Source organism: [Zimmermannella] faecalis ATCC 13722 (genome assembly GCF_000381765.1).
GTDB lineage: Bacteria > Actinomycetota > Actinomycetes > Actinomycetales > Microbacteriaceae > Gulosibacter > Gulosibacter faecalis.
Genome location: NZ_KB907075.1, coordinates 153,954 through 166,110, shown reverse-complemented (window position 1 = coordinate 166,110; position 12,157 = coordinate 153,954). Strand labels below are relative to the sequence as shown.

The 12,157-nt window shown below is 70.3% G+C and carries 12 protein-coding genes; 5 read left to right on the top strand and 7 right to left on the bottom strand.

The window, feature by feature from the left end; translation table 11 throughout:
* Positions 1-125 precede the first annotated feature (125 nt).
* From G328_RS0103475 to G328_RS15705, 3 genes are all read left to right on the top strand, one after another.
* The gene (locus tag G328_RS0103475; protein WP_026339627.1) at positions 126-452 is read left to right on the top strand and encodes an antibiotic biosynthesis monooxygenase family protein; all 327 of its coding nucleotides are present in this window, start codon (positions 126-128) and stop codon (positions 450-452) included.
* A gap of 262 nt (positions 453-714) precedes the next feature.
* Positions 715-1,077: a type IV toxin-antitoxin system AbiEi family antitoxin domain-containing protein gene (locus G328_RS16445; protein WP_154651511.1), complete on the top strand. Its 363-nt coding sequence runs from the start codon at positions 715-717 to the stop codon at positions 1,075-1,077.
* Positions 1,078-1,117: 40 nt separating this feature from the next.
* Positions 1,118-1,663 carry an endonuclease domain-containing protein gene (locus tag G328_RS15705; RefSeq protein ID WP_154651510.1) on the top strand — a complete coding sequence of 182 codons (546 nt, stop codon included), beginning with the start codon at positions 1,118-1,120 and terminating at the stop codon, positions 1,661-1,663.
* Between the two features lie 123 nt (positions 1,664-1,786).
* On the opposite strand, the gene G328_RS0103465 is transcribed toward G328_RS15705, so the two are convergent.
* Positions 1,787-2,452: an alpha/beta fold hydrolase gene (locus G328_RS0103465; RefSeq protein WP_187325724.1), complete on the bottom strand. Its 666-nt coding sequence runs from the start codon at positions 2,450-2,452 to the stop codon at positions 1,787-1,789.
* A gap of 42 nt (positions 2,453-2,494) precedes the next feature.
* Between G328_RS0103465 and G328_RS14035 the strand changes: the two genes are divergently transcribed.
* A complete protein-coding gene (locus tag G328_RS14035; protein ID WP_019617952.1) occupies positions 2,495-3,439 on the top strand; it encodes a DMT family transporter in 945 nt (314 codons plus the stop codon).
* A gap of 19 nt (positions 3,440-3,458) precedes the next feature.
* Here G328_RS14035 and G328_RS15700 read toward each other — a convergent pair whose 3' ends face one another.
* Positions 3,459-4,058, bottom strand: a complete 600-nt coding sequence (locus G328_RS15700; protein ID WP_019617951.1) for a TetR/AcrR family transcriptional regulator — start codon at positions 4,056-4,058, stop codon at positions 3,459-3,461.
* A gap of 118 nt (positions 4,059-4,176) precedes the next feature.
* On the opposite strand from G328_RS15700, the gene G328_RS14025 reads away from it, so the two are divergent.
* Complete coding sequence (locus G328_RS14025) at positions 4,177-5,613, top strand: MDR family MFS transporter (RefSeq protein ID WP_019617950.1); 1,437 nt, start codon at positions 4,177-4,179, stop codon at positions 5,611-5,613.
* Between the two features lie 24 nt (positions 5,614-5,637).
* Here G328_RS14025 and G328_RS16120 read toward each other — a convergent pair whose 3' ends face one another.
* Genes G328_RS16120 through G328_RS0103420 form a run of 5 tightly spaced genes read right to left on the bottom strand, consistent with a single transcriptional unit; the run spans position 5,638 to position 12,128 of the window.
* The gene (locus G328_RS16120) at positions 5,638-7,686 is read right to left on the bottom strand and encodes a D-alanyl-D-alanine carboxypeptidase (protein WP_019617949.1); all 2,049 of its coding nucleotides are present in this window, start codon (positions 7,684-7,686) and stop codon (positions 5,638-5,640) included.
* Entirely contained in the window at positions 7,683-8,534 is an 852-nt protein-coding gene (locus G328_RS0103435; protein ID WP_019617948.1) for a serine hydrolase, read from the bottom strand. Before G328_RS0103435 ends, G328_RS16120 begins: the two co-directional genes overlap by 4 nt.
* A 2-nt stretch (positions 8,535-8,536) precedes the next feature.
* Positions 8,537-10,180, bottom strand: a complete 1,644-nt coding sequence (locus G328_RS0103430) for an ATP-binding cassette domain-containing protein (protein ID WP_019617947.1) — start codon at positions 10,178-10,180, stop codon at positions 8,537-8,539.
* A complete protein-coding gene (locus tag G328_RS0103425; protein ID WP_026339626.1) occupies positions 10,180-11,088 on the bottom strand; it encodes an ABC transporter permease in 909 nt (302 codons plus the stop codon). The genes G328_RS0103430 and G328_RS0103425 overlap by 1 nt, the downstream gene beginning before the upstream one ends.
* Positions 11,085-12,128, bottom strand: a complete 1,044-nt coding sequence (locus tag G328_RS0103420; protein WP_019617945.1) for an ABC transporter permease — start codon at positions 12,126-12,128, stop codon at positions 11,085-11,087. Before G328_RS0103420 ends, G328_RS0103425 begins: the two co-directional genes overlap by 4 nt.
* Between the last annotated feature and the right edge of the window lie 29 nt (positions 12,129-12,157).

Below are 12,157 nucleotides of genomic sequence, written 5' to 3'. Positions count from 1 at the left end.
AAATGCCCGTCCGCGCGCTTGATCCGACCCACTTTACTGCGTGGGTGGTGTCGGGGAAAGCGCGGGCGGGTGCGGCCGGGCGAATGCCAAGCGGATGCTGAGGGTCACCTTCTATGCTCTGGCGCATGGCCGTAGTCAAGATCAACGCAATCGATGTCCCCGCCGAAGCCGGCGCCGAGCTGGAGCGTCGCTTCGCCCAGCGCGCCGGCACGATCGAGCAGTCGCCGGGGTTCCTCGGCTTCCAACTGCTGCGCCCGACCGCGGGGGAGACCCGCTACTTCGTCGTGACCCAGTGGGCCGACGAGGAGTCGTTCGCCGCGTGGCGCGACGGCGACGCGAAGGCCGCGCACTCCGGCAGCCACGGCAAGCCGGTCGCCTCGGGCGCGTCGCTGCTCGAGTTCGAGGTCGTGCTCGACGTCGAGCCGTCGACGAGCCCCGAGCCAACCGCGTAGCCGGCGGGCGCATCCGCCCGGCCCCGCCTATCCGCTTCTGAAAGTGGGCTAGTTGCACGAACTAGCCCACTTTTTGCGGTCTCGGCACAGCCGGCTGCGTCCGACCCCCGAATCGTGGGCTAGTTCGTCGAACTAGCCCACGTATCCATACCGCTTGACACCAGAATTGCGCCACCTACCGGCGAGGGTGTGGATACGCGGTTCCCCACAGCGCGCACGCTCGGCTCGGCTAGTGGTCGGGTGTCGTCAGCACGATGCCGCCATGGATCCACTAAACCAACGATTCAAAGCCGGCCACGGCGTGCTGACGGCCGCCGAACTCAAACGAATCGGGATGCTCGACGACGCCCGGGCGCGAATCGACTCGGGCGAGGTGCGGCGACTACGACGTGGCGTGTACGCCCCCTCGGCAGCTGTGCTCCGGCAGCTCTTCCCCGAGGTCGCCGGGGCCGCGGCGAGGTTTACTGAGCGCCGCGGTCTCGAAGCAGAACTTCCGCCGGGCGGAGTGGCGAGGGCGCTCGGCGGCCGACTCACCTGCCTGACGGCACTGCGGATGCGCGGACATTGGACGCCGAGCGGCGAGGATCTGCACATCCGCCTCCCTCGCGCGCGCGTACGACCGTGAGTTCATCGCCACGCACGCGCCGGCCGTGAAGTTCCACCGGTTGCACGCGTTCGACTCAGTGCGCGCGGCCGAATCGCTCACGCCGACGCTGCTGTGCGCGCAGGAATGCTGCGACCCCGACGAACTCGTGGCGGTGTGTGAGTCGCTCGTGCGCGACGGGATCGGGGCCGACAAGCTGGCCGCCGCGGTTGCCGCGGGCGGGCCAGCGCTACGCCGAGCGGCCAAGTTGATGGAGGAGGGAGCCGAGTCTGGCATCGAGATGCTCGTGCGACTACGCCTGCGGCGGTGTGGGATCCAACTCCGGACGCAGGTGCGGATCGATCAGTGGCGCGCCGACATGCTGATCGGCGACTGGCTGGTTGTTGAGGTGGACGGCTACAGCTTCCACCGAGACCGCAAGGAGTTTGTGCGCGATCGGCGGCGCGATCGAGCGCTCGCCGACCTCGGCTATCACGTTCGCAGGTTCAGCTACGACGACGTGATGGTCCGCTGGCCGCAGTGCGAGGCCGAGATTCTGCGGCTGCTGCAGGCGCGGGTGCACATGCGGCCGTCGCGCCCGGCCCGGCAGGTGCGGGCGGCCCAGTGACCCGGCGGCCGCGGGCAGTTGCTGGGCTACTTAACCGAACTAGCCCGGATACGCGGGGTCGGGCGCAGCGGGCTGCTTCGAACCCCCGGAAAGTGGGCTACTTCGTCGAACTAGCCCCAAAACCTACAGCTGCTCGACCCAGCCGGTGACGGCGGCGGCGAACCGGGTGGGGTCGGACTCGTTCCAGAGGTGGCCCTCGCCGGGCACGACCTGCAGCGTCGCATCCTTCATCGACTCAACGACCTCGCCGGCGCCCCGCAGGTTCGCGCGGTCGTTGCCGCCGACGAGCACGAGCGCGGGGCATTGGATGCGGTAGAGGTCGGGCCGCAGGTCGAGGTTCGACATGCCGTCGAGCACGTCGAGCACGTGCTGCTTCGTGATGCCAGAGCCGCCCTCGTCGCGGGTCGGCCCGGCGACCGCCCGCTCGGGCAGGGCGCCGACGATCGTGCGCTGCAGCCGCAGCATCGTCTTCGGCGTGCGTGCGAACGGCGCCGACAGCACGAGCCCCTTCACGAGGCCGGGCTCGAGGGCGGCGGCACGAATCGCGATGAGCGCGCCCACCGAGATGCCGACGATGACGCCGGCGTCGTCGCTGCGGTCGGCAAGGTCGTCGAGCACCCACCGCGCCGCGATGTCGAGCGAGAACTTCTCGCGCCCCGGCGCCGACACGCCCGGAATCGTCTGCGCGACGGCGTCGATCGACGCCGGCAACTGTTCAATAACCGCATCCCATGACCTGGGCGACTGGGGGCCGGCGTGCAGGAACTCGACGCAAGTGGGAGCAGTCATGGGATCCATTGTGCCGCGACCGGTCGGGAGTAGGCTGCGCGGGTGACCGAAGCTCCAACTCCTCGCCGTGCCCTGTACCTCCTCCTCGCGGTGCTCGTCGGAATCGGCAGCGCCACGCAGTCGCGGGTGAACGGCTCGCTCGGCACCGCGCTCGGGTCGGGCTTTCACGCCGCGACGATCTCGTTCGCGGTGGGCCTCGTGTTGCTCGTCGCGATCGCGCTCGCGTTCGGCCGGGTGCGCCGCGGCCTGCGCAGCGTGCTCGAGGCGCTCGCCGAGGGGCGCCTGCCCTGGTGGGGCCTCATCGGCGGCGCGCTCGGTTCGACGTTCGTGCTCTCGCAGGGCCTCGCGGTGCCGACGCTCGGCGTCGCGGTGTTCATGACGTCGATGGTGCTCGGCCAGCTCGTTGGATCCCTCCTCGTCGACGCCGCCGGCCTGTTCGGCGCCCCGAAGCGCCCGATCTCGCTCATGCGGGTCGCCGGCGCGCTGCTCACGGCGCTCGCGGTCGCGCTCATCGGCTGGGGCGGCAACATCGGCCCCGAGGCGCTGCCGTTCATGGCGCTCGCGGTCGGCTCGGGCGCGGCGATCTCGGTGCAGATGGCGGTGACGGGCCTCGTGAACGCGCACGCGGGCGAGCCGGTGTCGCCGGGGCTCATCAACTTCGTCGTCGGCACGCTCATTCTCGGCGCGGTCGCGCTCATCGCCGAGTCGAGCGGATGGGTCGAGGTCGCGCCGCTGCCCGGCCTCGACGAGTGGTGGCTGTACCTCGGCGGCATCCTCGGCGTGCTCTACCTGCTGCTCGTCGCGGCGGTCGTGCACATCATCGGGGTGTTCCTGCTCACGCTGTCGGTCGTCGCGGGGCAGCTCATCGGCTCGCTCGTGTTCGACGTCGCGGCGGGCCACGCGAGCGTGCTGCTGTTCGTCGGTGTGCCGCTCGCGTTCTGCGGCATTGTCACGGCGAATCTCGGGGCACGGCGGCGGATACGGTAGCTCGCGCCAGCACGGCGGCTTAGCGAACGATGTCGCGCAGCATCGCGCAGTGCTCGCGGTAGTTCGCGAGCGGGGTGACCTTGTCGCCGTTGCGGTAGCGCTTGCCGAGCGCCTCCCAGCTCGTGTGCCAGGTGGTCATCGCGAGGTCGGTGATGATGAGCGGCATCGAGCGGTTCAGAGAGGGGCAGTGTTCGAGGATCGTCGCCTGGAGGAGTTTCGAGGCGCGCTGGAGCTGGCCCGCGGCCTCCTCGAGCAGCCCGGGCTCACTCGCGAAGAGGAGGGCGACCCGGGTCGAGATCTGATTGCGCTCGACCGACTCGCGAATCTCGGCCTCGAGCATCTCCTCGATCTGCAGCAGCACGCTGCTCGGTGACCCGTCGACGGGCACGAATCGCTCGATGCGCTGCAGAAAGCTGAGCTGTCCCGGGATGCCCGCGTGTTCCTTGTTGTCGTAGTAGCGAAAGAACGTGCGCGACGAGACGCCGGCGGCTTCGGCGATTTCGGCGACGGTGGTCGCCTCGACTCCCTGTCGTTCGAAGAGGGTGATCGCGGCCTCGTGAATTTCGCTGCTCGTCTGCGCGCGACGGCGTTCGGTGAGCGATGGTGCGTCGTTGGCCATGGCGGTCATTTTGTCACGCTCCCGTCGCGTCGCCCGGCGTGAAGAATCTTGATGGTCATATTACGACAGCATGTCACAGTGTGACATGATTGAGCGTTCGACAAGAAAGAGGACACACATGACGCAGACCCAGCAGCGGGCGCGGGCAGAACGGGCGGAGCCGCACACCGAGGCACCGAAGTACACAACTGGCCAGCTCATCGCGATCATCGGCACGCTCGCCGTCGCCGCGTTCGTGATGATCCTGAATGAGACGGTGCTCACGGTCGCGCTGCCGTCGCTCATGGCCGACTTCGGCATCTCGGCGGCGACCGCGGGCTGGTTCACGACCGGCTTCCTGCTCACGATGGCGATCTGCATTCCGCTCACGGGCTACCTCATGCAGCGCTTCAGCACGAAGTCGTTGTTCCTCGCCGCGATCGTGCTCTTCGGCGTCGGCACCGTCGTGGCCGCGCTCTCGACGACCTTCGAGCTCATGCTCGTCGCCCGTATCGTGCAGGCGCTCGGCACAGCGGTGATCATGCCGCTGCTCATGACGACGACCCTGCGGCTCGTGCCCGCGCAGCACCGCGGCTCAATCATGGGCCTCAACGCCGTGGTCATCTCGGTCGGCCCGGCGATCGGCCCGACGCTCGCCGGGCTCGTGATCGACGCGTTCACCTGGCACACGCTGTTCTGGGGCATGGCGGTGTTCGCCGCCCTCGCGCTGGTCGCGGGCGCGTTCGCCCTTCCCAAGGGCCGGGGGCAGTCGGCGGGGCGGCTCGACGTGCTCTCGATTCTGCTGTCGATCGTCGGCTTCGGCGGCTTCGTCTACGGCATCTCGAAGATCTCGGAGGTGGGCGAGGGCGACCTCACGCCGCTCATCGCGCTCGCGGTCGGCCTCGTCGCGCTCGGCGGATTCGGGGTGCGGCAGCAACGGCTCGCGCTCGGTGGCAAGGCGCCGCTGCTCAACCTCGCGCCGCTGCGCGACGGGTCGTTCCTGCGTAGCAGCCTGATCATTGGCATCGGCTTCGGCGTGATGCTCGGCTCGGTCGTCGTGCTGCCCGTGTACCTCGAGAACGGCCTCGGCCTGAGCACCGCGGCGGTCGGCCTCTCGCTGCTGCCGGGCGGGCTCATCCAGGCGATCATCGCGCCCATCGCCGGTCGTATCTACGACCGCCGGGGCCCGGCCGTGCTCGTGATTCCCGGCGGACTGTTCCTCACGGTGGGGCAGTGGGGCCTCGCGACGGTGGGGGCGGATACGCCGGTCTGGTTCGTCATCACGTGCCACACGGTCTTCGGCGCGGGCATGGCGCTCGTGCTCTCGGCGCTCATGACGCACTCGCTCGGCTCGCTGCCGCGGGAGCTGTACGGGCACGGTTCCGCAATCCTCAACACGTGGCAGCAGCTCGCCGGGGCAATCGGCACAGCCGCGTTCCTCACGGCGTTCGGCATCGCGCAGGCGGCGCTCGGGAGCGTCGCGGAGGCCGCGCGTTGGCCGTTTGTCGTGGGCGGCGCGCTCACGCTCGTCGCGTTCGCGCTCGCCTTCACGATCCGGCGGCACCCGCGAAGCTAGCCCCGCGAGGCTAGCCCCGCGAAGCTAGCGCAGCGCATCCCCGTCGAGGTGGAGCCGTGTCACGAAGTCGTCGACGGCGTGGCGGGTGTCGGCCTCGACGGGGGTCGCGAGGTCGCACGCGAACACCGCGAACGCGAGCTCGCGCCCGCCGCGGGTGCGCACGAGCCCCGCGAGCGAGTGCACCGAGTTGATGAAGCCGGTCTTCGCCCGCACGGCGTCGCCGACGACGCGGTTCGCGCCGGTGAAGCGCGACGGCGCCATCGTGCTGCCGGTCTGCATGAGCCGCTCGACGAGGGTCGCGAACGCGCCCTCGCCGCGGTGGCCGCGACGCACCAGGTCGACGATGAGGCGAGGCGTCACGCGGTTGTGTTCGCTGAGCCCCGAGCCGTCGACGAAGGTGCAGCCGGTGGTGTCGAGCCCGAGCTCTGCGGCCGCCGCCGTGAGCTCGGCCGCGATCGACTCCCACGATGCATCCCCGCCTCGGTCGAGCGCGACGAGCCGTGCGAGTGCCTCCGAGAGCGCGTTGTCGGATGACCGCAGGATCTCCCGCACGAGCGCCTCGACCGGCGCCGACTCGACGCGCGCGAGCTCCTCGCCCTCGAAGTGGTCGCCGGCCGCGGCCCGCACGACGTCGGGGCCGTCGAGCAGCGCCGCGAACGCCTTGCCGGCCCGGCCGACCGGGTTCTCGCTGCGTGGGCTGTCGTCGACGACGGGGTCGTCGCGATCGCCGTCGACCTGCAGCGACGTGATGTAGGGAATGTAGTTGTCGGGCGAGCGCCCCTCGTCGTCCCAGCTCGGGTGCCAGGTCGACGCGGCGAACAGCCGGTCGTCGAGCACGAGCCGCGTGACCTCGCCGACCCGCTCCCGCGCGGCGCTCGCGAGCGCGTCGAGGTGAGCCGGATGCGGGTAGAAGCTCGGCTCGCCCGTCGGCACGCGCGTGAGGGTCACGTCGCCGCCGCCGACGAGCACGACCTCGCCGGGCTCGCGGCCTCGCAGCACGCGGGTGGGGATGCGCGCCTGCGCCCCGAGCGCGTGGAGCGCGAGCGTGCCGGTCACGGTCTTCATGACGCTCGCGGGCGGCGACGGCTCGTCGGGCTGGTGGGCGAGCAACTCCTCGCCGGTTTCGGCGTCGACGACGAGGTAGCGCACGTCGCGCAGGCGGGGGTCGGCCGCGGCCGCGCGGAGTCGCTCGGCCGACGGCGCGGACTCTGCCACCGCCGCACCGCGCTGCGCGGCCTCCCGCGCCGCCGACCGCTTCGGCCGCGGATCGCGCCACCCGAGCGCCTCGCCGATGAGGAGCCCCACCTCGGCCATCGTCTCGAGCACTGGCCCGCGGGCGTCGGCGCCGCGATTCCACTCGGCGAGCACGGCGTACGCGATGCGGCGGGTCGGGCTCATGACGACGCCGATGTCGGCGCGCACGGTCGAGATCGTGCCGGTCTTGTTCCAGAACCACACGCCGCCGTCGAAGCCGTTGTGGTCGGGCCCGTCGAGGTCGAACACCGAGCCGACCATCGAGAGGTCCATGCCCGCGCCGAACCAGCCGCGCAGCACATCCGACGACGCGGCCGAGAGCCCCTCGCCGCGCTGCACGCGCGAGACGAAGTCGACGAGCTCGGTCGCGCATCCCTCGGAAAGCCGCCGCGGCATGCCGGGCGGAATCGGCCAGCGGATCGCGTCGTTGAGCGCCGAGTGCTCGTAGCCGAGCGCCCGCGTGTGCGCGTGCACGGCGTCGAGCCCGATGACGCGGGCGAGCGTGTTCGTCGCCGCGTTGTCGCTCACGGCGCCGATGAGCATGCCGAGGTCGTAGAGCGTGAACGTGTCTTGCTGCAGCAGCTGCCACATGCCCGACCCGCCGATCGCCTCGCTCGGCCGCCGCGTCACGACGTCGTCGAGCGAGCGCGTGCCCGCGTCGACCTCGTGCAGCAGGCGGTGCAGCAGAAACACCTTGCCGATGCTCGCGGTGCTCAGCACGCGATCGGGCGCGTGGCTGAGCAGCTCCTCGCCCGTGTCGATGTCGCGCACGAGCACCGACCAGCGGCAACCGTCGTCGGTGGGGAATTCGATGCTCATGCTCCTCCGCTCGGTTCGGTTGCGCCGGGTTCGTCTCCCGGCGCCGAAGCTTCGTCGCGCGCGAGCCCCGTCACGTACTGCCGCAGCCGCTCGCCGATCCGGCGCATCCCGTCGATCGCCTCGGCGCGCAGGTCGCCCGAATCCCAGTTCACGGCGACGGCGTACGCGACGCCCGCCCTCGGCCCCCGCAGCACGCCGACGTCAATGCGCGCGGTCTCGACGCTGCCGGTCTTATGCCGCAGCACCATGCCCTGATACTCGGGGTCGACGTGGGCGAGCGGGTCGAGCAGAAACGCGTCGGCGAGCATCGACGTGTCGGCGTCGGAGGCGAGCCAGTCGAGCACCTGCGTCGACACCTCGGGCGAGACGACCTCGCCGAGCGCGAGCCGGCGCAGCACGTCGGCGAGCTCGCGGCCGGTGCCGTACGACGGGGTCCACGGATGCTCGGGGCCACGGTCGTCGCGAATGTAGTCAAGCAGTGCGGTGTCGCGCAGGCCGAGCTCGGCGGCGACGGCGTGCACCCGGTCGAGGCCGCACAGGTGCAGCAGGGCGTTCGTCGCGAGGTTATCGCTGAACGCGCCGACGAGCAGGGCCGCGTCGGGCACCGTGAGTCGCTGGTCGCGGAACCGATAGAGCAGGCCCGAGTCGGCGACGCGATGCGCCTCGGAAATCTCGATGCGCGCATCCGCCCCGAGCGTGCCGTCAGCGAGCCGGCGCGCGACCTCGATGAGCAGGAACACCTTGCCGACGCTCGCGGTTCGGCACACGACGTCGGGCGTGCGGGCGAAGAGCTCCTCGCCGGTGTCGAGGTCGACGGCGCGGGCGCTCCAGGTGAGGCGATCGGGCACCGCTACGCCTCCTGGATGCTCGGCGCGGCGGCGAGGAGGGTCGAGGTGTACTCGTGCTGCGGGTGCAGGAGCACCTGCTCAGTCGGGCCCGACTCGACGATCTCGCCGCGGTACATGACGGCGACCGTGTCGGCGATGTTCCACGCGAGCCCGAGGTCGTGCGTGATGACGACGGCGGCGAGGCCGAGGCGGTTCCGCAGCGACAGGAGCAGGCCGAGGATCTCGCCGCGAACCGACGCGTCGAGCGAGGCGACGGGCTCGTCGGCGATGAGCATCTCGGGGCCGAGCGCGAGGGCGCCCGCGATGACGACGCGCTGGCGCTGCCCGCCCGAGAGCTCCTGCGGAATCGCGTTGAAGTAGCGCTCGGGCGGCGAGAGCTCGGCGGCCACGAGGCTCTCGCGCACGCGCTCCATCTCGTCGCCCTGGTAGCGCTGAATGCGCAGCCCTTCGGCGACCGACTCGTACACGCTGAGCTTCGGGTTGAGCGCGGCCGACGGGTCTTGCAGCACGAGCTGCACCTGGTTGTGGAACTCGCGCAGCGCCCGCCCCTTCTTGGGCAGCGGCGCCCCGTCGAACGTGATCTGCGAGCCGGGGTCGGCCTGCTGCAGGCCGATGAGCGTGCGCGCGAGCGTCGACTTGCCCGAGCCCGACTGCCCGACGAGCGCGACGATCTCGCCGCGGCGCACCCGCAGGTCGACGTTCCGCACGGCCGGCACGAGTCGCCCGCCCGTGCGGTAGGTGACGCTGACGCCCTTCGCGTCGAGCAGGAGGGGCGCGTCGTCGGCGACGCCGCGCGGCTCGGCGCCGTCGTCGCCGTGGCGGGTGACGGGGCGCAGCCGCGAGGCGGGGTCGCCGATCGTGGGGAACGCGTTCGCGAGCTGCTGCGTGTACGGCTCCTGCGGCTCGAGGCAGATCTGCCGCGCCGGCCCGACCTCGACGACCTCGCCGTCGCGCATGACGGCGATGCGCTCACACGCGGTCGCGAGCACCGAGAGGTCGTGGCTGATCATGAGCAGCGAGATGCCGCGCTCGGCGACGAGGTCGGAGATCATCGTGAGGATCTGCTCCTGCACGATGACGTCGAGGGCCGTCGTCGGCTCGTCGGCGATGATGATGTCGGGCTCGCAGGCCAGGGCCATCGCGATCATGACGCGCTGGCGCTGCCCGCCCGACAGCTCGTGCGGATACGCGGCGGCCTTCTCGGGCGGCAGGTCGACGTCGCCAAGCAGCTGCGCGACGCGCTGCTTGCGGGCGGAGTCGGTCTTCCAGCTCTCGCTCACGTGGAGCTCGAGCGCCTCGATGATCTGCTGTCCCACGGTGCGCACGGGGTTGAGCGAGTGCATCGCGCCCTGGAAGATGATCGACGCCTCGGCCCAGCGCAGCGCGCGCAGCTGCCCGAAATTGAGGTCGGCGAGGTCGGTGTCGCCGATGAGCACGCGCCCCGTGAGCTTCGAGGTCTTCGGCAGCAGCCGCAGCACGCTCATGACGAGCGTCGACTTGCCCGAGCCCGATTCGCCGGCGATGCCGAGGGTCGAACCGGCCGGCAGATCGAGCGTGACATTCTTCACGGCGTGCACCTCGCCGCGGTCGCCGCGGCCCGAGGTGCGGTAGACGATCGAGACGTCGTCGAAGAGCAGGTCGGGCATCAGCGGCTCCTCAGGGTGGGGTTCAGGATGTTCTCGACGGCGCGGCCGATGAGCGTGAAGGCGAGCACGACGAGCACGATCGCGAGGCCGGGAATGAGGATGTACCACCAGTAGCCGTTCGAGGCGCTGGATGCGTCGGTCGCGTTCTTGAGGATCGTGCCCCACGACTGCGTGAGCGGGTCGCCGAGGCCGAGGAACGCGAGGGTCGATTCGGCGATGATCGCCGAGCCGATCGTGAGCGTCGTGTTCGCGAGCACGAGCGGCAGCACGCCCGGCAGAAGGTGCTTCGTCATGAGGTGCCAGTGCCCGGCGCCGAGCGCGCGGGAGCGCTCGATGTAGTCGCGCGACTCGACCGAGAGGGTCTGCGCGCGCACGACGCGGGCGGTGCCGGCCCACGAGGTGAGGCCGATCGCGATGATGATCGTGAGCGTGCCGCGCTCGAGCACCGACGAGAGCACGATCGCGAGAATCAGCGACGGCAGCACGAGGAAGAAGTCGATGATGCGCATGAGGAGCCCGCCGAACCAGCCGCTGAAGTGGCCGGCGGCCATGCCGACGATCGTGCCGATGACCATCGACATCGCGGTCGCGGCGAGGCCGACGAGCAGCGATGACTGCGCGCCCCAGACCATGCGCACCCAGAGCTCGCGGCCCTGGTTGTCGGTGCCGAGCGGATGCTCGCCCGACGGGGCCGCGAAGCGGTCGGGCGTGCCGATCTTCGTGACGTCGAGCATCCAGTCGGGCGCGATGACGGGCGCGAGCGCGGCGATGATCGCGACGATCGCGAGGAAGCCGACGCCGAACATCCCGGCGCGGTAGCCGCTGAAGTCGCGGCAGAACTGCGTGAACGATTGCCAGCGGCGCGTGCGCGCCATCTGGCCCGGTGAGCGGGTTGCCGTGGTGGTCATGCGCGCCTCACTCGGGGGTCGAGCTGGCGGTAGATGAGGTCGGCCAGCAAATTCATGACGATGATGATCGCCGAGAACACGACGAACGTGCCCTGCAGCAGTGGGAGGTCGGGGCCCTGAATCGCCTCGAACGTGAGCTTGCCGAGGCCGGGCCACGAGAAGACGGTCTCGACCGTGACGGCGCCGGCGATGAGGCCGCCGATGTGCATGAACACGAGCGTCACGGTGGGCAGCAGCGCGTTCGGCACGGCGTGGCGCTCGCGCACGAGGTCTTCGCGGAGCCCCTTCGCGCGGGCGGTCGTGAGGTAGTCGGCGTTCATCTCTTCGATGAGCGACGAGCGCATGACCATGAGGTACTGGGCGAAGATCACCGCGACCATCGTCACCACGGGCAGCACGAGGTGCGTGATGACGTCGAGCGTGAGCCCGAGCGGGTCGCTCGGCGCATCGGGAGATCGCATGCCGCCGGTCGGGAACCAGCGGAGCGTGCCGCCGAAGATCATGAGCAAGATCAGGCCGAGCCAGAAGGTCGGCACCGACCAGAACACGAGCGACGTGCCGGTCGCGATGCGGTCGAAGAGCCCGCCGTGGCGCCACGCCGCCCGCTGGCCGAGCCAGAGCCCGAGCACGATCGCGATGATCGCCGCCGTGCCGGTGAGCAGAATCGTCGGCCAGAAGTACTGCCCGATGAGGTCGGAGACGGGGCGGCGGTAGACGTAGCTCTCGCCGAAGTTCAGGGTGAAGACGTTGACGATGAAGTCGATGAACTGCTGGAACAGCGGCTTGTTCAGGCCGTACTGCTCGCGCAGCGACTCGATCTGCTCGATCGACATCGGCCGCTCCCGAGCGAGCTTCGCGACGGGGTCGCCCGGGAGCAGCTTGAAGGCGAAGAACCCGAGCAACACCACCATGACGAGGCTGATGCCGGCTCCGCCCAGCTTCGCGCCGAGGTACCGCCAGAACGACGAATCGCGCTGGGGTTCTTCAGCTTGTGCGCTGGTCTGGATTGCGGATGTTGACGGAGGAACAGCATTCGACATGGTGATGTGCTCGGGTTCGTTCGGGGCCT

What these genes read in the sequence shown, in the direction of transcription:
- G328_RS15700 (WP_019617951.1), bottom strand. Translation starts at nt 4,058, where the DNA reads ATGGCCAACGACGCACCATCGCTCACCGAACGCCGTCGCGCGCAGACG.
- G328_RS16120 (WP_019617949.1), bottom strand. Translation starts at nt 7,686, where the DNA reads ATGAGCATCGAATTCCCCACCGACGACGGTTGCCGCTGGTCGGTGCTC.
- G328_RS0103475 (WP_026339627.1), top strand. Translation starts at nt 126, where the DNA reads ATGGCCGTAGTCAAGATCAACGCAATCGATGTCCCCGCCGAAGCCGGC.
- G328_RS14025 (WP_019617950.1), top strand. Translation starts at nt 4,177, where the DNA reads ATGACGCAGACCCAGCAGCGGGCGCGGGCAGAACGGGCGGAGCCGCAC.
- G328_RS0103465 (WP_187325724.1), bottom strand. Translation starts at nt 2,452, where the DNA reads ATGACTGCTCCCACTTGCGTCGAGTTCCTGCACGCCGGCCCCCAGTCG.
- G328_RS0103420 (WP_019617945.1), bottom strand. Translation starts at nt 12,128, where the DNA reads ATGTCGAATGCTGTTCCTCCGTCAACATCCGCAATCCAGACCAGCGCA.
- G328_RS0103425 (WP_026339626.1), bottom strand. Translation starts at nt 11,088, where the DNA reads ATGACCACCACGGCAACCCGCTCACCGGGCCAGATGGCGCGCACGCGC.
- G328_RS0103430 (WP_019617947.1), bottom strand. Translation starts at nt 10,180, where the DNA reads ATGCCCGACCTGCTCTTCGACGACGTCTCGATCGTCTACCGCACCTCG.
- G328_RS16445 (WP_154651511.1), top strand. Translation starts at nt 715, where the DNA reads ATGGATCCACTAAACCAACGATTCAAAGCCGGCCACGGCGTGCTGACG.